Origin of the sequence: Mycobacterium angelicum (genome assembly GCF_002086155.1) — a bacterium.
Classification (GTDB): Bacteria; Actinomycetota; Actinomycetes; order Mycobacteriales; family Mycobacteriaceae; genus Mycobacterium; species Mycobacterium angelicum.
Genome location: NZ_MVHE01000024.1, coordinates 33,400 through 54,641 on the forward strand (window position 1 = coordinate 33,400; position 21,242 = coordinate 54,641).

Genomic DNA, 21,242 nt, shown 5'->3' on the forward strand with positions numbered 1-21,242 from the left:
CTCAGATTGGCAGCTTGCGGAAGACGGTCCGCGGGATGTGCCGCAACACCATCATCACGTAGCGGAACGCTGCTGGCGCCCAAACCAATTCCTTACCTTTTGCGGCCGCGGTCACCGCGAGGTTGGCGACGTATTCCTTGTCGACGGTCAGCGGGGCTTCCTTGATGTGCGCGCTCATCCGGGTTCGCACCTGGCCCGGCCGGATCACCAGCACCCGAACGCCGTACTCGCGCAACGCCTCTGAGAGCCCGAGGTAGAAACCGTCCAGGCCGGCCTTGGTGGAGCCGTAGACGAAGTTCGACCGGCGCACCCGTTCGCCGGCTACCGTGCTCATCGCGATGATCTGGCCGAAGCCCTGCGCGCGCATCTTCTCGCCGAGCAGCACGCCCACCGAAACCGCTGCGGTGTAATTGATTTCGGCGATCTGCACCGCCTTGTGCTGGTTCTGCCACAACTCCTCGGCATCGCCGAGCAACCCGAACGCCACAATCGCGACGTCCACGTCTTTGTTGGAGCCGCCGTGGAAGCATTCGTCGATGACCTTCGGATGAGTGTCGGTCTGCAGCGCGTCGAAGTCGACCAGCTCCACCGAGCGCGCGCCGGCCGCCTTCATCGCGGCGACCGCGTCGTCGCGGCCCGGGTCTTCGGGCATGCAGGCCAGCACTATTCGGGCCGGGGCGTCGCGGAGGTAGCGCGCGCAGATGGCCAGCCCGATCTCGGAGGTGCCGCCGAGCAGCAGCACCGTCTGGGGATTTCCAACGGCGTCAAGCACCATTTACAGCAGCTCCAAACGTCGGGCCATGTCGGAGGCGAACACCCGCAGGGGATCGACTTTGCGGCGCACCGCAATCCATTCGTCGATGCGCGGATACATGGCGTGGAAGGTTTCGGCGGTTGTGCGGGAATCTTTGGCGGTGTAGAGCCGGCCGCCGAATTCCATTACCCGCCGGTCGAGTTCGCTGACGAACTCGCCCAGCCCGGCCTTGATCGGGAAGTCGACGCAGATGTTCCAGCCGGGGATCGGGAAGCTCAGCGGGGCCTGGTTGCCCGGGCCGAACAACTTGAACACATTGAGAAATGTGTAGTGGCCGCTGGATTGGATGTCGGCGATGATGCGCTTGAACTCGTCGACCGCTTCGGGCGGAATGACGAACTGGTACTGCAGGAAGCCCGATGAACCGTAGGCGCGGTTCCATTCGCCGAACATGTCCAGCGGGTGGTAGAACTGCGTCAGGTTCTGGATCTTGCCGCGATACGTGCCGGATTTGCGATACCAGAGTTCGCCGATGGGCCCGAAGGTATATTTGTTGGCCAGCCCGTTGGGAAATATGTCGGGGAACGTAAACAGTTGCGGCGCATCGAATTTCAGCGGATTGCGGCGCAACTTCTCCGGCAGCTGGTCCAGGGTGGCCAGCGAGCCGCGGGACACCGCCGCACGGCCCAGCTTCGGCGGCGCGCTGATCGCGTCGAACCAGGCGCTGGAATAGGTGTAGTTGGCCTCGCTGCCATCGCTGTGCAGCGCAATGGTTTCGTCCAGGCTCGCGGTGACGTCGCCGTCGGCAATGAAATACGCCGTCTCGGTGACCGTCATTTCGATGGTGGCCCGCAGGATGATGCCGGTCAGGCCGTTGCCGCCGACGGTGGCCCAGAACAGTTCGGCCTCCTCGCCGGCGGGTTTTAACTGCCGGATTTCGCCGTCGGCGGTCAGCAGGTCGATGCTGCGCACATGGTTGCCGAAGCTGCCCGCGCTGTGATGGTTCTTGCCGTGGATATCGCACGCGATCGCGCCGCCGACGGTGACCTGCCGGGTGCCCGGCAATACCGGGACCCACAGCCCGAACGGCAGCGCCGCCTTCATCAGCTGATCGAGGTTCACGCCCGCGTCGACGTCGGCCAGCTTGGTCTCGGCGCTGATGGAGTGGATGCGCGATAGCGGGGTCATGTCGATGACCAGGCCGCCGCCGTTCTGCGCGTTGTCGCCGTAGGAGCGGCCCAGGCCGCGGGCGATGATGCCCCGGCCTCCGCTCGCCTGGTCATCGGCCGCCCGCGCCACCGCCTTGGCGATCACCTCTGGATCCGGGGTGCGCAGCACCTCGGCCACCGAGGGTGCGGTGCGTCCCCACCCGGTCAGCCGGGTGGGGGTAGTGGGAAGGTCGGCGCTCGACATCGTCAAAGAGGGTACCGCCTACTGGGTCGACGATGCTGACGGCGCTCACTGTGCACCCACGGCTTCCGGTGAGCGCTCAGGGCGGAAATCCGGCCGATTTTGCGCCCAGGATGCACACGCGATGGCGATCCAGCGCGGTCTGGCCGCGTCAGCGGACCCGGAAGATCACCGTGCGCTGCACGATGAAGTTGATCACCGTCGCGGTGCCCTGCGCGATCACGAACGCGACGGGTACCGCCCATCCGCGGTAGTGCAGCAGCGCCAGCGACAGATGGTTGAGCCCGACCTGCACGGCGAAGGTGATCGCGTAGAGCACCATGACCGCGACAAACCGGCGGGTGCTCGGCGCCGCCTGGAAGGTCCAGCGCCGGTTGATCAGGTATGCGGTGATGGTGCCGGCGATGAAGCTCAGCGATTTGGCCAGGTCGACCTGCAGCCCCACGGCCTTATAGAGCAGCACGTATAGGCCGAAGTCGACGATCGCCGAAAAACCACCGGTGACGATGAAGCGCCACGCCTGCGTCGTCAGGCTCAACGGCTGTTGCGACTGCGCGGCCTCCGGTAGTGGGTTGACCATCGGGGGAGTCTAACGGTCCCCGTAATCGAACTAGCTGGGCAACTTCACCGAGAGGAGCTCAACCTGGTTCGGGCCCTGTGGGGTGGAGTAGGTCACGGTGTCACCGGGCTGATGCCCCGCCAGGGCTTGCCCCAAGGGACTGCGCGCGGTCAACGTCTCGGCCTCGTGGCCCACCGGTGTCTCCTCGACGATGGAGATCACGTGCATCGTGACGACTTCACCGTCGGCAAACCGCAAGGTGACTTCGGTGCCGCCGGGCAGCGCCTCGGATCCGCTGGTGGGCGCGGGGCCGCCCTTCAAACGCCGGTCGAGTTCGTTGATCCGGTCGGCGAGGACGGCCAATTCGTCGGCGCGCTGGATGGCCTCGGCGGCGTCGCCGTGGTCGCCGATCATGCCGCGATCGTTTTTGACCTCAGTCTCGAGGCGCTCGTAGCGTTGCCGCAGCCGGTCGAGCTCAGCTGCGAGGTGTTCGCGCGCTGCTGCCGCCAGGTCCGTTGATTGGACTTCTTCGCTCACGTCCCCCGACCTTTCGCCACGTAGGGTGCTTGGCGTATCAGTGATACACCACAAAAAGGCGCACGTCACCGGTATTCGCAAAGCGTTTGCAGGGCTATGCGCCGTCCTTCGGGATTCCGACGACCGGCGCGATCTCTTCTTCGTCGTAGTGGGCGACGCCGTTGCGCAATGTGTCGAAAATCGCCAGCCCCTGAGATACCAGCCCGCTGGCCACCTGGCCCAGGCCGTCGGCGCCGTTGAGCACGGTGAGGTTTGCGCTGGAAAGCCCCAGCGCCGCCTTCTCCACGATGTCGGGCAGCTGGTCGATGAGCATCCGGTCCAGGGCCACCCGATTGTGCGACGCGGCGGCCTCGGCTTGGATCTTCATCTTCTCCGCATCGGCGACCGCCAGGATCCGGACGCGTTCGGCCTCGGCCTCGGCCGGCTTGACCACTTCGGCGACCAGTTCCTGCTGGCGCAGTTCGGCGGCACGCTCGGCCAGTTCGGTGCGCATCTCCAGGACTTCGCGCTGGGCTTGGGCTTCGGCCAGCGGGCCGGCCTGGGCGGCCTGCGCCTGCGCCTTGTCGACTTCGGCCTTGTATTGGGCCTTGACGATCGCGGTTTGGCGGGCGAATTCGGCCTGCTTGCGCTGCGACTCCTGCTCGGCCTCCGCGGACGCCTGGTTGGCCTGCGCCTGAGCGATCTGCGCCTGCTGTTGGATGGCGGCGTTGTGCGGTGCCGACATCGCATTGATGTAGCCCAGCCCGTCGTCGTCGATGGACTGGATCTGCAGCGCATCGACGGACAGGCCGATCCGGGCCATCTCCTCCTTGGACCCGTCGAGCACCTCGGTGGCCAGCTTCTGACGTTCCCGGATGATCTGCTCGACGGTCATCGAGCCGATGATCGAGCGCAGGTGGCCGGCGAAGATGCGGCCGGTCAGCACCGACATCTGGTCCTGCTCGGACAGGAATCGCTGGGCTGCGGCGGTGATGCTTTCGGTGTCGTTGCCCACCTTGAAGGCGATGACCGCGCGGACGTTGAGGGTGATGCCCTGCTGGGTGACGCACTTTTCGGCGACCTCGGCCTCACACATGGCCAGCGTCAGGAACGCGGCCTTGCGGAAGAAGGGGATGACGAAGGCGCCGTGGCCGGTGACGACCCGGAAGGGGGCGTTTCCCTTGGCTTTGCCGCCCGAGATGAGCATCGCCTCGTCGGGCGCGGGCACTCTGTAACCGAGCATTGTCAAACTCCTTGCTGTTCACTGGTTTTCAAAGGATTTCGAGCCAAGGCTCGACGACGACGGTCCGCGGGCTCCGGGCTTCGACTACCAGTACCCTGGTGCCCTTAGGCAGCGGTTCGTCGGACCGGGCCAAGAAGGCCTCCTTCGATCCGCGCACGCTCAGCAGCACCTCGCCGGCGCCGTGGCGGCCGCGGGTCGCCACGATCAACGTCCCCACGCAACCGATCAGCGAGACGTCAGTCACGATGGCATACTGCTCCTCCGACGTGGTCACCGTCGAGTCACGGCTCAATCCGCCGGTTCGGCGGTCAGGGTGATCACGTTGTTGCGGTTCTCCCGCGCCTCGATCCGCGACACCCAAACCCGGCCGCGGGTTGCTTGCCCGACGATGCGGTCGACGGTGTCGAACACCCATGCCGCCGACCCCTCCATCCCGGTGCATTCCATGATCCGCAGATCGATGACGCCCTGGTCGGCCAGCAGCTCGAACAAATCGCGCTGAGGGTCGTCGGCGGCGATCAGTGTGGTGTGGTCGAACTGCCGACGCAGCGCCACCCGCACGTCTTTGAGGATACGGATATCCAGCACCACGCCGGTGCCGGGATCCGGTTCGGCGCAGGCGAATTCGATCTCGAAGGTGCGCTCGTAGCCGTGCAGGAAGAATCGCTTGCCCGGACGGGACCACGAGCGATGACAGCAGGGCAGATCGCCGAAGCGCTTACGAAGATGAAACCGTGCTGTGCGGCCGATGGGGGCGTCAGGGCGGTGCATGGTAGCGATCTGCACCACGTCGGCCAACGGCATGTCAGTCATTTCCGAACCTTCCCTTTCGGAGTTCCCTTCTTGCCAGCGTGAGGAATTCGCGTTGGCCCGTAGCGCTGTGGCGCAGCGAGCCGTAGCAGGCCAGGGTGGTCTTGGGTCCAGCGAAGCGGCCTCGGCCCGCCGCGCAGGTGTAGTCGCCCTCCACCAGTACGCCGAGCCCACGAGACCTGAGTTGGTGGTGCAACCACAGGCCTATCCGGGTGGTCATCCGTTGCTGATCTTGAATGCCGCCCGAACACGCCTCCACGAGCCGGGTCAAATCCGTTGTACCTAAGAGGTTTTCGCCGTGCAGATACCCGATGTGCACGACGCCGTTGTAGGGCAGCAGATGATGCTCGCACAGTGACTGGAACGCGACCTCAGGGGCCAGCACGAGTTCTGTGTCGGCGACGGCGGGGCGGTTGAGTGGGAATTGCAGCAGGGGTATTGAGGCTGTCTGTGGCACGGCTTCAGCCTCTTGTCGACGTCTTGGCGGATCCTCAAAGGATTCTTGGAGGATCCTCGAGCCGCGGCTTTCCCGCTGCCAGAATCCGCTTTCCAAGAATTCGCGGAGTTTCCGAACAGGCCGCCGTCCGAATCTCTTTCCATGGGCATTCGCAACCTCGGCGGTACCGCACGCACGGCGGTCCGCAACGCCGCGCTGGCGGCCTTTGGCGTCGCACTCACCGTGGGTTTGGCGACGGGATTTGCCCATGCGGCAGCGCAGTCGCGTGACGACGCCACCGGTGCGCGGATGTACGGGGATCCGGCCGCTGCCGCCCCGTACTGGGCTCAACAATCGCTCGACGACTGTGGGCTGATGGCAGCCGCCGACGTGATCGGCCAGCTGACCCACCGAGTGGTCTCCGAGCAGGAGATCATCGCCGTCGCGCGCCGGATGCCCAGCCGCGTGCACCCCGGACCGGTGTACACGCCGCCCACGGACGAAAACGACGTCAACCACACCGGCCAGGGCACCGAACCGGCGGACCTGCCGGTGTTGCTGGCGCGCTACGGCATCAGCGCCGCACTCGTAAACGGCGGCGATCTGGATGCGCTCGAGCACTATCTGGTCGCGGGACACAAGGTGATCGCGGGGGTGAACGCCGAGCTCATCTGGGGCATCCCGGTCGAGACAAAGGACACCGGCGGCAACCCGGCCGCCGACCACGCCGTCGTCGTCACCGGTGTGGACACCGCGAGCGGCAAAGTGCATATCAACGACAGCGCAGTCCCGCAGGGCAAGGACGAGACGGTGCCGATCGAGGTCTTCGTACAAGCATGGGCCACCAGCAGCGGCGCCATGATCGTCACTGCAGCGACCGCCTAGGCCCGCTCGGCGAGCCATCGGCTCCTGCCGCCCGCGGGGGGTTTCCCCTGCGCCAGTCCTGCCGTTTGCTACTGAAGCAGCGCGCGAGCGCTGGTGCGGCGCAGCTTGCCCGATGTGGTCTTGGGCAGACTGCCGGGTGCGAGCAACCGCACCTCGCGCGGTGTGTGCCCGACGTGGGTGCTGACCCGCGCGGCGATGTCGCGGCGGATCTGGGTGCGCGCCTGCTCGTCGTAGCGGTCGTAGACCTCGGCGAGCACCGCGAAACCCTCACGATCGGCATCCACCCGCAGGGCCACCACACATCCCTTGCGCACGCCCTCGACCCCAGCGGCGGCCCGCTCGATGTCGTGCGGGTAGAGGTTCCGGCCGGCCAGCACGATGAGATCCTTGCTGCGCCCGCAGATGTAGAGCCGTCCTTGTTCGTCCAGGTAACCGAGATCGCCGGTGTCGAACCAGCCGTCCTGCCCGGCCAGCGCCACGACGCCTTCGAGGGTGCGGTAACTGCCGGCGACCGATGGCCCCCGCAGCTCGATCGTGCCGATTTCCCTGGGGCCCAGCATGTTCCGGTCCTTGGTGATGCGCACCTCGGTGCCGCTGACCGGCAGTCCGACGCAGACGATGTGTTGCACATCCTGGGCTTGGGAGATGGCAGGTTCGGCACGATCGGCCACCGTCATCCGCCGGCGGGAGACATGGTCGACGACGGCGGGTGCGAGGAAGGAGCCGGCCGTCACCGTCAACGTCGCTTCGGCCAGTCCGTAGAACGGGGTGGGCACTCCGGGTCCCATACCGAAACGCGCTCCCACGGTGGCGAAGTGCTTGAGGTCGCGGGGATCGATGGGTTCGGCGCCGTTGATCGCCACCCGCAGCGACGACAGGTCGATCGCGCGCGGATCGGCACGCTCGAGTACCCGGGCCAGCACGGAGTAGGCGAAATTGGGGCCGCCGGTGACGGTCGCCCGGAACTTGCTGATCATCTCGGCCCACACGATCGGCCGCCGCAGGAACTCATCGGTGCGCATCACGACGGCCTCAAGGCCCAATCTCATCGGTACACACAAAAACCCGACCATGCCCATGTCGTGGCAGAGTGGCAGCCAGCTGACGGTCACGCTGCGGCCGGCTACGAGGTCCACTGCCAGCCGGGTCGCTTCGATGTTCGCGTTCAGATTGCCGTGGCTGATCTGCACCGCCTTCGGGATTCCGGTAGAGCCCGAGGTGAGCTGGCGCATCGCGATGTCGCTGTCGTCGGTGGGCTGCAGCGCAAGGGGACCGTCGCCGCGCAACGAGTCCACGGTGCACACGGTCAACCCCGCCGCGGCCAACGCCATCACGGCCATGCCGAACGGCTCGCCGACGACAACGACGGACGCCCCGAGCATGCGCACCGCGCGCACCGTGTCGGCAGCCCAGACTGCCGGATCGATACGCGGCGTCGGGTGTTGCAGCATGGTCAGCGCGGCGCCGCGCATCCACAGCGCCTGAGCCAGCGGTGCGACGTCGGATGCGTCCCCGGCCAATACCGCGACCGCGTCACCGCGGTCAATGCCGTTGGCGGCCAGGGTATTAGACATGCCGACGGCCGCTCGGTGCACCTCGCCCCAGCTCAGCCGCTTCGGGTCGGCGACCGGGCCGAAGTTCAGGCCGTGCGGCGTGGCCGCGGCGACGGCGATGATCTCGCGAATCAGACTGCTCAACAGGCGGGTTCCTCTTGTCGGAGTGCGTCGTCGGCGATGCCGGCGATTGCGGTCACCACGTCGGGATTGGATCGCTGGAACAGGAAATGGCCGCCGGCGAAGAGCCGGACCGGTTGTGGCGCAATCGCGTAGTCCGCCCAGGCGGCCAACGCATCGACCGGCACCAGCGGGTCGTGGTAGGCGCCCAGGATATGCAGCGGGCAGGGCAGTGGCGGGGCGGCGGATCGGCGATAGGACTGACAGATCCTCAGGTCGTCGCGGATGGCCGGCATCAACGCGTCCAGCCACTCCGGCTGCGACAGCAGCCCGGCCGGCAGTCCGCCGAAGCTCGCGAGCTCGAGAGCGAGGTCGTGATCGTCGATCATTTCGAGACCGTAGGGGTCTTCGATCAGGTGGGGTGCGGCGGCGGCCGCCACCACCATCGCCTCGGGCCGCCGCAGCCCCAGCGAAATGCGTTCCTGTGCAACCAGATATGCAAGCAACGCTCCCATGCTGTGGCCGAGCAGGACATGAGGCGCGCACAACAGGTCGCCGAGTTCCGCAGCGAGCGACCGCGCACACGCCACCGCATCGACAAAGCGGGCCTCGTCGCGCCGGATACCCCGGCCGGGAAGTTCCACCGTGGTCACGTTGACGCGGGCACCGGCCGCCAACAGATCCCGGCGCAGCAGGTTGAACGACATTGCGCCGCCGCCCGCGTACGGGAAACACACCATCTCGATAGCGCTCACCGGACGGCACCGGCCACGCTGAGACGCTCCACCATCAAGTCGACCAAAGAGCCCACACTGTCGACGCTGGACGGCAGGTCCGCAACGCTCTTCAGCGCCAGTTGCGGATACTGGCGGCGTACCTGCTCAAACAGACGCAGTTGCAGCAGCGAGTCGTAGCCCAGGTCCTCGCTGAGCCGGCTGGACCGGGTTATCTCGTGCACCGGGTAGCCGCCCACCCGCGCGATCAAGACCAGCACCTCACCCGCCAGATCGGACGGCGCCGCGCGCGCGTCATCGGCTGGTTCTATGCTCGGCTCCGCTTTGCTCGGCTCCGCATTGCTCGGCTCCGCTTGCGGCGCAGCAGCTTCGGTGAACCAGAACCGGTTGGTGGCATCGAAGGTGTAGGGCGCAATGTGCTCCAGCGTGTGCAGCGGGCGGCCGTAAAGCTGTGACAGGTCAGGCGAATACCCGTCACGCAGCAGCACCGCCGCGACCTCCAATAGCTCCGATCCGGTCGACTCAGGCCCGCCACACAGCCGTAGCGAGCGGATCTGCGGCGGCAGTCCACATTGGCGAGCCAAGCTGAGCAGGGTTGCTCGTGGGCCTGCCTCGGCGACGTAAGAGGTGCGCACCGCGCGGGTGGCCGCATCGAGCGCATCGCCGAACCGTACCGGCGAGCAGATCTGTCGCGCCCAGTGGTCGGCATCCATGTCGAGCCCGTCGACCTGTGTGCCGGTAACCGTCGAAAAAATCGGAAAGGCCGCCGCTTTCGGTACCAGACCCGAGATCGCATGCCGAAAATCGGCGACGACGGGCCGCATCGACGGCGAATGAAAAGCGTGCGACACCGTAAGTTGCTGCACCCGTCCGCCACCGCGGCGGATGTCGGCGCTGAGCGTGGCCAGCGCTGCGGCCGGCCCGGAGATGACCACGGCGCGTGGACCATTCACGGCAGCTACCGCACATTCCGGGTCCGCGTCAACCAGTGGATGCACCTGCTCTAGCGGCACATCCACCGCGATCATGGCGCCCCCGGGTTCCAGTGCCCCCATCAGCTCGCCGCGGGTGACCACCATCGCGGCGGCGTCGGCTACCGAGAGGACACCGGCCAACGCCGCCACGGTGATCTCACCGATGCTGTGACCGATGCCGAACGCCGGACGAATGCCGGTGTCCAGCAACGTCTTTCCTAATGCATAGCCGACGGCGAACAGTGCGGGCTGCGCCAATCGGGTGTCGTCGAGACCGGGTTGTTCGCCGAGTATTGTGGCCAACAGACTCGCCGGCAGGTGGCGGTCGAGAACGGCGCACACCGCTTCCAGTTGTTCCCGATAGGCCGGATGACTGTGGTAGAGCAGTCGGGTCATCCCGGCATACTGGGTGCCCTGGCCCGAACACAAGAGACCGACGTCCGCCTCTCCCTTACGAATCGGCGCCGACGAAACCAGTTCGGCTCCATCGCCGTTCAGGTACCCTTCCAGGCTGGCCAGCAACCCGTCCCGATCGCCGTGGGCGACCAATCGATGCCGGTGCGACCGGTTGACCACGTTGGTGGTATGACACCAGGAGCCGACTCGCTGGCCATCGAGGTCGCGCAGCGCGTGCTGGTAGGTCTCGGCATTGCGGCGCAACGCCCGTTCGTGCGGAGCCGACAGCGTCAGCACGCCCAGGGCGCCGTTACGCGCCGGCATCACAACAGGTGCCGATTCCAGCACCACATGAGCATTGCTGCCGCCCAGGCCGAATGAGCTCACCGCTGCCAGCGTGCCTTCCGGGGAAAGTTCAAGGGCGCCCTGCGTAAGAGTGAGACCTTGGGATCCCAGGCGTAGCCCCGGATTGGGTTGTCCGACAACGACCGTGGCCGGCAGCACCCGATGATGCAGCGAGAGGCACGCTTTGATGAACGACGCTATCCCCGCTGCTCCCTCGGTGTGGCCGATGTTTCCCTTCACCGAGCCCAGCAGGCATGGCGCACCGGTTCGTGACCGGTGCAGATCGCCGAGTGCGTTGGCTTCGATCATGTCGCCCAGAACCGTTCCGGTGCCATGTGCTTCGACGAAGTCGAGCTGCTGCGCGTCGACCTCGGCCAGGCGCAATGTGCGCCGCATCAATTCCGCTTGAGATCGGCGATTCGGGGCGGTGACGCCGTTACTGCGGCCGTCGTGGTTGACCGCTGAGGCTTTCACCACCGCGTAGATCGGCTGGCCCGCGGCAATCGCGTCGTCGAGCCGCCGCAGCACCACCGCCGCCACGCCCTCACCGCGGCCGATGCCATCGGCGTTCTGGCAGAACGGTTTACAGCGTCCGTCCGGCGCCGACAATCCGGCTTGGGTATAGAACACCGAGAGCGCGGGAGTGAGCACCAGGTTCGCCCCGCCGGCGATGGCGATATCGACGTCGCCCGCGCGCAACGCCGAACAGGCCTGATGCAGCGCTGTCAGCGACGACGAGCAGGCGGTGTCGATCGCCATGCTCGGTCCGATCAGGTTCAAGTGATAGGAGATTCGGTTGGCCAACATGAAATAGCCGCTGCCCGACCCGTGAAACGGGGTCAGCCGCGGGTAGTCGTACATCTGCCGATTGCCCCACTCGCCGGACATCACTCCGACGAACACTCCGGTTGCCGTGCCGGCGAGCGACTTCGGGTCGATGCCCCCGTCTTGGAGGGCTCGCCAGGACGCCTGGAGCAACAATCGCTGCTGCGGGTCCAGCACCGCGGCTTCGACCGGGGCGATGCCGAAGAATTCGTTGTCGAATGCGTCGGCGTCGTCGAGGAAGTGGGCGCGACGGGTGTTCATCGAGCCGGCGATTCCGTCGGGATGGTAATAGCGGTCCACATTCCAGCGTTGCGGGGGTATTTCGGTGTCGGTGACCACGCCGTCCAGCAAGACGCGCCAGAACGCGTCCTTATCGCGCGCGCCCGGAAACCGGCAGTCGATGCCGACGACAGCGATCGGCGTCATCAGCCGCCCTGCCCGCCGACCAGATGCTCCGCAATCGCGTTGATGGTCGGGTAATCCCACACGATGGTCGTCTCCACCTCGAAGCCATGTTCACACTGCAGGTCAGCGCACAGCGACAGGCTCATGGCAGAGTCAATGCCGCAGTCGGCCAACGGGATATCGGCGTCGACGGCCGCGGGCGACACATTGAGGTATGCGGCGACCTTGCCGACGAGCCAATCCGCCAAGTCGGAGACCTCGGTGCTCATCATCGAGTTCATACCGCTGTCAGATGCGCGAAACCCGTGGAGAACCGACCGCTTTCGGGAACGCCGCACAGGATCCGGTCGCCTTGTTTGACCCGCCCCGAGTGATACAGCTCGTCGAGCATGATCATGATCGACGCGGCCCCGGTGTTGCCCTTGTAGGTCAGGTTGGTGAACCACTTGCTCTGTTCGATGTTCAATCCGATCCGCTCCAGCGCGTCGGCCGAGCGCTGGTGGAAGTACATCGAAGAATAGTGCGGCAGCAGGTAGTCGATGTCTTCGCCCTTGAAGTCGTACTTCGCCATCAGCTTCGACAACGGCTTCTCGAGTGTGTAGTGGACGATGTTCTTGTTCACCATCCGCACGTCTTGTTGGATGGCGAACACACCGTCCTCGATGCACTCGGTCGGGTTCAGCTGCGACCACCCGGTCGTCCGGCCGCCGTCATCAACCTTGAGGCCGCGGTGCATGCACACCGGCATTTCACCTGCGTAAGAGAAGGTTTCGATCCAGTCCACCCGAAAACTCAGCCGATCGTCGGCGGGCTCGGGTGCCAGCCACATCGCGCCGGCGCCATCGGAAAGCATCCAGCGCAGGAAGTCCTTCTCGAAGGCGATCGCCAAACCGATCTCCGGATCGACGGTTCTCTGCTCGACCTCCGCCGAGAACGTATTGGCGGCGATCAGCGGCGACAATAGGTCCGAACCGCTGGCAACCGCATTGTCGTAACGGCCGCTCGCCACGCTCAGCCACGCGTATTCCCAAGCCGTGAGTCCGCTGAGACAGATGCCGGCGGTGGTCACCGCCGGGATTTCCGAGATGCCAAGCAGGCCTTGGGTCATCAGGGCGTGGCCGGGCATCAGCTGATCGGGCGAGGAGGTGCCGCAGAACAGCGATTGCATACCTGCTACGTCGACCCCGTCGTTGTCGAGATTGCGGATGGCCTCGGCCGTCAGTTCCGCATTCGAATGCGTGAATTCATGTGTCACAGGGTCAATGGCGTAGTAGCGGGTATGTATGCCATTGCTGTCCAGAATCCGGTTGCGCAGCGGCGACGGGCTGCCGCCGACGTATCCGAGAACCTGCTCCATGGAGTCGTTGTCGACCGGATTGTTGGGCATGGCCGCCGCGCATGCGGTGATGTAGACGTCTCTCACGGTCGTTTCCTCTCGTCGGCTGCGCGGTTAGAAGGTGCCGCCGGGTTGGCCGGCAGTGCCGCGGGTGCCTTGGCTGCCCTCGGTGCCACTGACGCCGACGCCCACTGCTCCTGCGGAGCTGAACAGGACACCACCGGGGCCCGCGCTGCCCCCGTTGCCCGCGGCGCCCGCGGCACCGCCCATGCCGCCGGCGCCGGCGGCTCCGGCGTCGCCCGGCCCGTGTATATGTGTGCCCCTGCTGTCGGTCATCCCCCCATTCCCGCCGTGGCCGCCCATGCCGCCGCTGCCGCCGTCGCCCCCCAGCCCGCCGGCGCCACCATTGCCGCCCATGCCGCTCAACAGTCCGGCCGCGCCTCCGCGCCCACCGGCGCCGCCGACGCCACCCGCACCGCCGGTGCCACCGGCGCCACCGGCCCCGCCGCTACCGCCGTCGCCGACGGTCGCAGGCTGGAACGGCGGTGGTGGGTCCTGCCCACTGTCGCTGACACCGACGTAGCCGGTGCCGCCCTTGCCGCCCGCACCGCCCATCCCGCCGGTGTCGCCGGCGCCGCCGTGGCCGCCGATCCCTCCGGCGCCGCCGTTGCCGCCGTTGCCGACCAGCAGTCCACCGTGGCCGCCGTTGCCCCCGCTCGCGCCGGCCCCGCCGTTGCCGCCGACGGCGCCGGTGCCGCCGGCGCCTCCAGCGCCGCCGTTGCCGCCACGCGCATTCGCGGCGACGAGTGTGTCGGAGGCGGTGGCGTCGCCACCGATACCGCCGGCACCGCCGGCACCGCCCTGATCGCCGCCGGTTGCTCCCGCACCACCATTGCCTCCGGTGGCCGAGAGCGCTCCGGAGGCGTTGTTGACCAACACCGACGCGTGGCCGCCGTTGCCGCCGCTGCCCCCGGTGCCGCCCGGACCCGTCGCACCGCCGGCCCCGCCGTCGCCGCCCGTCGCCGAGACAGAGGTGGAGCCGGGCACGCCGGTCGCGAGCGCGAAGTCGCCGTTGCCGCCGGTTCCGCCGGTAGCGCCGGGGCCGCCTGTCGTGCCCTGGGCGCCGGTGTTGCCATGCACCGCCACGGTGCCGCTGGCGGTGTCCTGGCCGGAGACGAATCCGCCGACGGCTCCTTGCTCGGGCGGGGAGCCGGCGTAAGCCGCGTTCGCCCCGTTGGCGCCGGCCAGGGCCGCGCCGCCTTGACCGCCGTCGCCGCCGTTGCCGAACAGCATGGCGCTGCCGCCGTGGCCTCCGGCCCCGGGGTTGCCGCCGTTGACCCTGGCCAGCGCCATCCCGCCGGCGCCGCCGGCGCCGCCGTTGCCGTACAGCATCCCGCCGCTGCCGCCGGCGCCTCCGGCGGCGCCCGCCCCGCCACTGCCGCCCCCGTCACCGATCAGCGGCCGTCCCAGCAACGCCTCGGTCTGAGCATTAGCAGCATCCAGCAAGCTCTGCAACGGATTGGCGCCGGCGGCCTCAGCCCAGGCATACGAACCGGCGGTCGTGCTCAACAATTGGATAAACCGCAGGTGAAACGCCTCGACCTGGCTGCTCAGCGCCCGATACTCCTGGGCGTACCCGGCAAACAGCGAGGCCAGTGCCGTCGACACCTCATCGGCACCGGCGGCAACCAAAGCGCTGGTAGGAGCAAATGCCCCGGTGTTGGCGGCGCGTACCGCCGCGGCTACGCCTGCGATGTCTGTGGCCGCAGCGGCCAGCTGTTCGGGTGCCGCCATCAGAAACGACATCGCGTCCGCCTCTCGCGGGTGAAGCAACGGGTCTGCCACCCACAACGCGCAGATGCAGGCGACTTACAGACTGTAGCGGAGCACGTGCTCCGACGTCGAGTTTTTGCCAGAGGTTTTGCCAGATGTCAGCCGAATTCGAGCAGCGCATAGGCGCCGCGGAACGGCTTGATCGGAGGGCAGCGCCAGAACGCCGGGAACAGGGTTCCGAAGAACCAGCCGCGGCCCCTGGGGATCGGCACATCGTGGACCGCCCGGACGCCGGGAACGGTGCTCGTCAGATGCGCCAGTTGCCGAACCGACAGACTGAACGGCATCGGCGGCACCCGGTAATGCCGGGACGATCGCATGCCTCTCGGTGCCAGCTTCTTCACGATGGTCGGCGGCACGTCGAAGAACAACTGCCCGCCGGGAAACCGCCGCGCGCACTCGGCGATGAGTCCCAGCGCCTCGTGCGGTTGTAGGTACATCAGCAACCCCTCGGCCGTGACGAAAACGCCGTTCGCGCTGTCGATCTCGTCCATCCAGGTGTAGTCCAGCGCCGACTGCGCAAGTTCGGTGATCCGCGGCGACGGCGGCAGCAGGCGCCGGCGCAGCTCGACCACCGGAGCCAGATCAATTGATACCCAACGGAATTGGGTGGCCGGCAGAGCGGCGTTGAGCCGCCAGAAGCTGGTTTGAAATCCTTCGGCAAGGGCGACAACGGTGGCGTTGGGATGGTCGGCGAGGTACCTGATCGCGCACCTGTCGACAGCCAGGGAACGCAACGCCATCTCCTGGCCCTTGCGGCCGAACTTTGCGAAATCGAAGTCAATGGATGCGACTAACCCGATCGCCATCGGGTCGTCGATGATGCCGTCTGGTAGCCCGGCTTGGTGGGCCCTGCCGTTGAGGGTGAGCAGAGCGGTTTCCGAGACGCCCGTCAGCAGGGTCGCGTCGACCCTTTCCTGAGCTGGTTCCTGAGCTGGTTCCTGAGCTGGCACCGCGGTTCCTCCGCGCGCTAGACCCAGTACGGCACGCGAGCGCGGTATTGGCGCATCGCGAATGCCGCCATCACCCAGCCGACGATCGTCAGCACCACCACCACCGCCCAGTGCCGCAACTCCTGGGGCGCGCCCAGCAACGGCGCCCGCACGATGTCGAGGTAGTGCAGTAGCGGGTTGAGTTCGACGATTTTCGACCAGCGCCCGGCACCCTGCTGCTGCAGCGTGGTGTCGTTCCAAATGATCGGCGTCATGAAGAACAGCAGCTGCACCACCGAGTTCAGCAGCGGCCCGATATCGCGGTAGCGGGTGGCCAGGATGCCGAAACACAGTGACACCCAAATGCAATTGAGCATGATCAGCGCCAGCGCGGGCAGTACCGACAGGTCGGCCCACGACCACGGCTTGGGAAAGATGACGGCGATGACGACGTAGATCACGATGTTGTGCGCGAACAAGATCATCTGTCGCCACACCAGCCGGTAGACGTGCACACTCAGCGGCGTCGGGAGTTGCTTGATAAGGCCCTCGTTGTGGACGAAGACGTCCGCGCCTTCCAGGATGGAAGCGTTGATCAGGTTCCAGATGATCAGCCCGAGCGTGACGTAGGGCAGGTGCTCCGACAGTTCGAGGTGAAAGAGCTTGGAGTACAGACCGCCCATCGCCACGGCCGTCGTCCCGGTGGCGATGGTGATCCAGAACGGCCCCAGCACCGAGCGCCGGTAGCGCTGCTTGATGTCCTGCCAACCGAGGTGCAGCCACAGCTCGTGGCGACGGAACCCGGCTATCAGGTCGCCCCGGGCGCGGGCAAAGGTTTTGGACTGCGCAGCCGCATCGATGAATGTCATGCCGAACCTCCAGGCCGTCCGAACTTCTCCCGACGTCCCAAGCGGCGCAACCGAAACCACTCCAGCAGCCCCTTGGGGTCGCGGCGAGTCACGAGGAAGAACCACCCGAATCGCAGCCACTCCTGGGGCAGCAGTTTGCGCATCCCCGGCTGGGACAACAGGTAGCCACGGTTGCGGTAGGTGAAGAACCGCTTGCCGGCGTCCTCGGGGTACTGGGTGTGCATGCGCCCGCCCAGAATCGGCTTGAACTCGTCGGATCCGCAGGGGTGCAGGTAAACCGCGTCCAGGCAGGTACCGAACGGCAGGCCGGACCGGACCAGCCGGCGGTGCATCTCCACCTCGTCGCCGCGGATGAACAGCCGGGTGTCCGGGATGCCGATCACCTCGAGCGCGGACGCTGCAAACAACGCCCCATTGAACAAAGACGCGATCCCGGGTAGCAGGTCCTGTCCGGGTTCGGTGCGCAATTCGCTTGCGCGCCTTCGCCATACCAAGCCGCGCCGCAGCGGAAACGCCAGCCGCTCCGGATCGTCCATGTTGCACACCATCGGCGACACCTCGGCCAGCCCGTGCTTGTTGGCGCACGCCAGCAGGGTCTCCAGCACACGGGTGTCCTGTGCGTGCCCGTCGTCGTCGGCAAGCCACACCCAGTCGGCGCCGTGTGCCAGCGCGAGCAGGATGCCGAGCGCGAAACCTCCTGCGCCACCGAGGTTTCGGCGCGAATTGAGGTAGATCGACGGGATGTCTTGTCCGGCAACGACATAGTGCACCCGGCTGTCGCCGGAATCGTCATTATCGATGACGATGACCTTTTCCGGCGGCACGGTTTGGGTGGTCAGCATTTCCAGCGACCGGGCGAGTTCTTCGGGGCGCCGGTGGGTGACCACGACGGCGATGACGGCGTCGCTCACCGGCGCTCGTCGGAGGAAGCCTGGGTCTCGGCAAGCACTTCGCGCACATGCCGTGCGGCGTCCTCGCCCTCATAGGCCCGCACCACGTCTTCGATGCCGCCGGTGAGCCTGATCACGCCATGGTCGATCCACATCGCCGTCTTACACAGCCGGGCCAGGAATTCATTGGAATGGCTTGCGAATACCAGGATTCCGGAACGCTCGACCAGGCTTTGCAGCCGCGACTGGGCCTTCTTCAAGAAGTCGGCGTCCACCGCGCCGATGCCCTCGTCGAGCAACAGGATCTCGGGGTCGATGCTGGTGACCACGCCCATCGCCAGCCGCACCCGCATACCGGTGGAATACGTGCGCAGCGGCATCGACAGGTATTCGCCCAACTCGGTGAACTCGGCGATCTCATCCACCTTGGCCATCATCTGTTTGCGGGTCTGACCCAGGAACAGGCCGCGGATGATGATGTTCTCGTAGCCGGAGATCTCGGGGTCCATGCCGATGCCCAGGTCGAAGACCGGCGCCACCCGGCCGGTGACCTTGGCCGAACCGCGGGTGGGTTCGTAGATGCCCGAAAGTAGCCGCAGCAGAGTCGATTTCCCGGCCCCGTTGTGCCCAACCAGGCCCACCCGGTCACCCAGGTTCAGTTCCATGGTGATGTCGCGCAGCGCCTCGATGACGATGACGTTGGAGTTGTTGCGCCCGATCGTGCCACCGGCCTTGCCCAGGACGGCCTTCTTCAGCGAACGCGACTTCGCGTCGAAGATGGGAAATTCCACCCACGCCTCGCGGGTGACGATGTGCGGGCCGGTCGACACGGCTTACAGGTACTGTCCGGTGCCGTGCGGGCCGCCATGCCCCGACGTGCCGATCCCCGGCGGCAGCGCACCCTGCCGCATCTGCTCTAGCTGGGCGCGTGCGGCCATCTGCTGGGCGAATAGTGCCGTCTGAATGCCGTGGAACAGTCCTTCCAGCCACCCGACCAATTGCGCCTGGGCGATGCGCAACTCGGCGTCCGAGGGTGCCGAGTCCTCGTTGAAGGGCAGCGTCAGCCGGTCGAGCTCCTCACGCAACTCCGGCGCGAGGCCGTCTTCGAGTTCCCGGATGCTGGTGGCGTGGATATCGCGCAGCCGGGTGCGGCTGGCCTCGTCCAGCGGTGCGGCGCGGACTTCCTCAAGCAGTTGCTTGATCATGGTGCCGATCCGCATCACCTTGGCGGGCTGTTCGACGAGATCGGTCAGCGATCGCTCGTCGGAATCGTCGTCAGCGACCGCCATGATCCGCGGATCGATGCCGCCGATGATCTCGATGCCGTCATCTGAATCGTCGCTGCCGGTACTCAACCCAGTCACCATCCTCTTGCGTGCCTCTTAGCCGTGCCTCTTAGCGGCGTGTCGTCGCGCCATTCCCGCGATATTCGAAAATGCGGGCTCCGCCGTTGTCGTAAATCATCGTCCAATAGGGCGATTTCTCCAGAGAGACTAGCCCGTCGGGGACGGCGAACCCGCGGACCGTGGGGGTGCTGGTCAGGATGTAGCGGATGTTGAGCGCCTTGATCGACTCGACGACTCGTGGATCGCTGTCGCCTTTGCGGGCGTAGGCCCAGAAGATGAACCGGTGGTAGCCCGGGCCGGCCTGGACGGGGTAGTCGTAGTGCGTCCAGAGCGGGTGCAGACCGGCCACCGCATACATCCAGGAGGTGCCGTCGGTATTGGCGTTGCCGATCATGGTGTCGCGGGCCCCGGGCAGTTTCGCCAGGTACGCCATGGCTTTGAGGTCAAGGTCGTTGACCATCACCTGGTCGTACTTGTCGCCGAACAGAAACCGGTGCCGCGGGAAGTAATGCCAATTACTGACCAGCGTGCAAACCAGCAGCAACACCGCGGTAGCCGACGCCCAGAAGCGCGCCGGCATGGGTCTGAAACGGCTGGTAAGCACCTTCGCCAGAGCAACTGCGAACACCACGATGGCGAACAAGCCCAGCCCCGCGCCGGCGGTCAACAGCAGGGTGGTTGCCGCGGCGATGCGTCGCGGGTCTTTGTAGAAGAACTCGCCGAAGCCCCCGGCCACCACGCCGATCGGACCGCCCAGCGGGGTGCCGGCGTCGACGTTCATCACGATCAGCAGCAGCCACACCGCCAGCGGCCACCAGACCTTCTTGACCAGCAGAATGAGCCCGCCGACAACAGCCAGCGCGGTCATCGCGTACTGGACCGGGAAATCGTTGAGGTGCCGCGAATGCTGGAAGACCGCGTCGAAGAGTCCGCGCCGCTTGCTGAGGTAGGTGGGAAAGGCATGCCCGGCGATGATGTCTTCCTGCTGGGTCACGCTGAGGAACTGTGGCAACAGGATCAGCCCAGCGATCACGGCGACACCGGCCAGGGTGAGCAGATCCGACAGCCGGTTGCGCACCGGACGCCACAGCGCTTCCAGCGCCCACCACGCCGACGTCAGGATCACCACGATCATGCCGCCGGTGATGTGCACCGAGAACACCCCGACCAGCGCCAGCACCGCTATCGGGATGCGGTCGCGGTGCTGCAGGGTCGAGGTCATCAACGCCATGGTCGGCACCGCGACGCCGTAGGCGGCCAGATTGGGCATCGCGGCGGTGTCGAACTCGACATAGGGCACCGCGGTGAACGACGCCGAGAGTGCCGCCGCCGTTGCCGCCGCGCCCGCGGTGCGCCATTCGGTGGTGTGGGAGCGCAAGACGCGCCAGGTCAGCACCGCCGCGCTGACCGGAAACAACCAGATCGCCGCGGCCAGCGAGGTCAGGGTGTATCCGGTGGTCGCGGCGGCCCCGGTCAGCTGGCACAGCACCGCGGCCAGGGCGTGAAACACCGACGGGTAGTAGAGCAACGCGTGGGTCTCCACGTTGCGCAGCTCGCCCATGTGGGTCGACGACGCCTGGCCGGTGTCGAGGATCCAGCGCACCTCGTTGGCGTGCCAGACCGCGTCCCAGGTGCTGGGGACGGATTGCCAGTGTGAGATGCCGCTGAAGGCCGCCCAGCCGATGAGCACGACGCCGAGCAGCACCCCGGCCGCCACGGTCAATCCGGCCCAGGGGCTGACGGCGCGAGCCTCGGCTTCGGTGTCGCGGTAGCGGGCGAGTAATAGCTGCAAACCCGTTGCTATTAAGCAAACGATCGCGAGGGCGGCCAGCGCCGTCCATCCGTTCCAGGGGATGCCGAGCGCACCGTAGGGGATGATCGCCAAGGCCACGACGCCGTAGGTCAGCGGAGGTCCCGCTGCGATGGCGATCGGCCAACTCACCTGCGCGATTCGCGCGACGATGGCTCCCGGTGCGATCAGCAAAATCAATGCGATCAGCGTTCCGAACAACAAGCTCACTCGACTAGTATGGCTGGCCGGGTGGCCTGGCTCGCGAAGCCCAAGTGGCTG

General features: G+C 66.5%; 21 protein-coding genes. 1 reads left to right on the plus strand and 20 read right to left on the minus strand.

All coding sequences use genetic code 11. The annotated features are described in order from the left end of the window. Position 1 precedes the first annotated feature (1 nt). The 8 genes from dprE2 to BST12_RS32020 all read right to left on the minus strand — a co-directional run bounded on the left by dprE2 (position 2) and on the right by BST12_RS32020 (position 5,749). The gene (gene dprE2 / locus BST12_RS15680; RefSeq protein ID WP_083114046.1) at positions 2–775 is read right to left on the minus strand and encodes a decaprenylphospho-beta-D-erythro-pentofuranosid-2-ulose 2-reductase; all 774 of its coding nucleotides are present in this window, start codon (positions 773–775) and stop codon (positions 2–4) included. After that, a complete protein-coding gene (gene dprE1, locus BST12_RS15685) occupies positions 776–2,167 on the minus strand; it encodes a decaprenylphosphoryl-beta-D-ribose oxidase (RefSeq protein ID WP_083114047.1) in 1,392 nt (463 codons plus the stop codon). A gap of 148 nt (positions 2,168–2,315) precedes the next feature. Beyond that, on the minus strand, positions 2,316–2,744 hold the full coding sequence (locus BST12_RS15690) for a GtrA family protein (protein WP_083114048.1): 429 nt from the start codon (positions 2,742–2,744) through the stop codon (positions 2,316–2,318). A gap of 30 nt (positions 2,745–2,774) precedes the next feature. Beyond that, complete coding sequence (locus BST12_RS15695; RefSeq protein WP_083114049.1) at positions 2,775–3,260, minus strand: GreA/GreB family elongation factor; 486 nt, start codon at positions 3,258–3,260, stop codon at positions 2,775–2,777. A gap of 94 nt (positions 3,261–3,354) precedes the next feature. Then, entirely contained in the window at positions 3,355–4,482 is a 1,128-nt protein-coding gene (locus BST12_RS15700; protein ID WP_083114050.1) for an SPFH domain-containing protein, read from the minus strand. A gap of 28 nt (positions 4,483–4,510) precedes the next feature. Next, positions 4,511–4,726 (minus strand): hypothetical protein, encoded by a 216-nt coding sequence (locus tag BST12_RS15705; RefSeq protein WP_083114078.1) that lies wholly within the window; start codon positions 4,724–4,726, stop codon positions 4,511–4,513. Between the two features lie 44 nt (positions 4,727–4,770). Then, on the minus strand, positions 4,771–5,295 hold the full coding sequence (locus BST12_RS15710; RefSeq protein WP_083114051.1) for a 6-carboxytetrahydropterin synthase: 525 nt from the start codon (positions 5,293–5,295) through the stop codon (positions 4,771–4,773). Beyond that, a complete protein-coding gene (locus tag BST12_RS32020; protein WP_170062134.1) occupies positions 5,288–5,749 on the minus strand; it encodes a GTP cyclohydrolase I in 462 nt (153 codons plus the stop codon). The genes BST12_RS15710 and BST12_RS32020 overlap by 8 nt, the downstream gene beginning before the upstream one ends. A 141-nt stretch (positions 5,750–5,890) precedes the next feature. Here BST12_RS32020 and BST12_RS15720 point away from each other — a divergent pair, with 141 nt between their 5' ends. Beyond that, positions 5,891–6,613, plus strand: coding sequence for a C39 family peptidase (locus BST12_RS15720; protein WP_083114052.1), 723 nt, complete (start codon positions 5,891–5,893; stop codon positions 6,611–6,613). A gap of 68 nt (positions 6,614–6,681) precedes the next feature. On the opposite strand, the gene BST12_RS15725 is transcribed toward BST12_RS15720, so the two are convergent. From BST12_RS15725 to BST12_RS15780, 12 genes are all read right to left on the minus strand, one after another. Then, on the minus strand, positions 6,682–8,310 hold the full coding sequence (locus BST12_RS15725) for a fatty acyl-AMP ligase (protein WP_245850337.1): 1,629 nt from the start codon (positions 8,308–8,310) through the stop codon (positions 6,682–6,684). Further along, positions 8,307–9,041, minus strand: a complete 735-nt coding sequence (locus BST12_RS15730; RefSeq protein ID WP_083114053.1) for a thioesterase II family protein — start codon at positions 9,039–9,041, stop codon at positions 8,307–8,309. The genes BST12_RS15725 and BST12_RS15730 overlap by 4 nt, the downstream gene beginning before the upstream one ends. Next, positions 9,038–11,986: a type I polyketide synthase gene (locus BST12_RS15735; protein WP_083114054.1), complete on the minus strand. Its 2,949-nt coding sequence runs from the start codon at positions 11,984–11,986 to the stop codon at positions 9,038–9,040. The genes BST12_RS15730 and BST12_RS15735 overlap by 4 nt, the downstream gene beginning before the upstream one ends. Next, on the minus strand, positions 11,986–12,234 hold the full coding sequence (locus BST12_RS15740; protein ID WP_245850340.1) for an acyl carrier protein: 249 nt from the start codon (positions 12,232–12,234) through the stop codon (positions 11,986–11,988). Before BST12_RS15740 ends, BST12_RS15735 begins: the two co-directional genes overlap by 1 nt. 8 nt (positions 12,235–12,242) lie before the next feature. Next, complete coding sequence (locus BST12_RS15745) at positions 12,243–13,388, minus strand: beta-ketoacyl-ACP synthase III (protein ID WP_083114056.1); 1,146 nt, start codon at positions 13,386–13,388, stop codon at positions 12,243–12,245. A gap of 27 nt (positions 13,389–13,415) precedes the next feature. Beyond that, positions 13,416–15,107 (minus strand): PE family protein, encoded by a 1,692-nt coding sequence (locus tag BST12_RS34265; RefSeq protein WP_083114057.1) that lies wholly within the window; start codon positions 15,105–15,107, stop codon positions 13,416–13,418. Between the two features lie 125 nt (positions 15,108–15,232). Beyond that, complete coding sequence (locus BST12_RS15755; protein WP_083114058.1) at positions 15,233–16,087, minus strand: class I SAM-dependent methyltransferase; 855 nt, start codon at positions 16,085–16,087, stop codon at positions 15,233–15,235. Positions 16,088–16,104: 17 nt separating this feature from the next. Then, on the minus strand, positions 16,105–16,935 hold the full coding sequence (wzm, locus tag BST12_RS15760; RefSeq protein ID WP_083114059.1) for a galactan export ABC transporter permease subunit Wzm/RfbD: 831 nt from the start codon (positions 16,933–16,935) through the stop codon (positions 16,105–16,107). Further along, positions 16,932–17,846: a galactofuranosyltransferase GlfT1 gene (gene glfT1, locus BST12_RS15765; RefSeq protein WP_083114060.1), complete on the minus strand. Its 915-nt coding sequence runs from the start codon at positions 17,844–17,846 to the stop codon at positions 16,932–16,934. Before glfT1 ends, wzm begins: the two co-directional genes overlap by 4 nt. Beyond that, the gene (wzt, locus tag BST12_RS15770; RefSeq protein WP_083114061.1) at positions 17,843–18,655 is read right to left on the minus strand and encodes a galactan export ABC transporter ATP-binding subunit Wzt/RfbE; all 813 of its coding nucleotides are present in this window, start codon (positions 18,653–18,655) and stop codon (positions 17,843–17,845) included. The genes glfT1 and wzt overlap by 4 nt, the downstream gene beginning before the upstream one ends. 3 nt (positions 18,656–18,658) lie before the next feature. Beyond that, the gene (locus tag BST12_RS15775) at positions 18,659–19,192 is read right to left on the minus strand and encodes a bacterial proteasome activator family protein (protein WP_139801709.1); all 534 of its coding nucleotides are present in this window, start codon (positions 19,190–19,192) and stop codon (positions 18,659–18,661) included. Positions 19,193–19,220: 28 nt separating this feature from the next. After that, entirely contained in the window at positions 19,221–21,191 is a 1,971-nt protein-coding gene (locus BST12_RS15780) for a DUF6541 family protein (RefSeq protein WP_083114062.1), read from the minus strand. Positions 21,192–21,242 lie beyond the last annotated feature (51 nt).

Coding starts and splice junctions, on each gene's coding strand:
- dprE2 (WP_083114046.1), bottom strand. CDS start 775: ATGGTGCTTGACGCCGTTGGAAATCCCCAGACGGTGCTGCTGCTCGGC.
- dprE1 (WP_083114047.1), bottom strand. CDS start 2,167: ATGTCGAGCGCCGACCTTCCCACTACCCCCACCCGGCTGACCGGGTGG.
- BST12_RS15690 (WP_083114048.1), bottom strand. CDS start 2,744: ATGGTCAACCCACTACCGGAGGCCGCGCAGTCGCAACAGCCGTTGAGC.
- BST12_RS15700 (WP_083114050.1), bottom strand. CDS start 4,482: ATGCTCGGTTACAGAGTGCCCGCGCCCGACGAGGCGATGCTCATCTCG.
- BST12_RS15710 (WP_083114051.1), bottom strand. CDS start 5,295: ATGACTGACATGCCGTTGGCCGACGTGGTGCAGATCGCTACCATGCAC.
- BST12_RS15720 (WP_083114052.1), top strand. CDS start 5,891: ATGGGCATTCGCAACCTCGGCGGTACCGCACGCACGGCGGTCCGCAAC.
- BST12_RS15735 (WP_083114054.1), bottom strand. CDS start 11,986: ATGACGCCGATCGCTGTCGTCGGCATCGACTGCCGGTTTCCGGGCGCG.
- BST12_RS15740 (WP_245850340.1), bottom strand. CDS start 12,234: ATGAGCACCGAGGTCTCCGACTTGGCGGATTGGCTCGTCGGCAAGGTC.
- BST12_RS34265 (WP_083114057.1), bottom strand. CDS start 15,107: ATGTCGTTTCTGATGGCGGCACCCGAACAGCTGGCCGCTGCGGCCACA.
- wzm (WP_083114059.1), bottom strand. CDS start 16,935: ATGACATTCATCGATGCGGCTGCGCAGTCCAAAACCTTTGCCCGCGCC.
- BST12_RS15775 (WP_139801709.1), bottom strand. CDS start 19,192: ATGGTGACTGGGTTGAGTACCGGCAGCGACGATTCAGATGACGGCATC.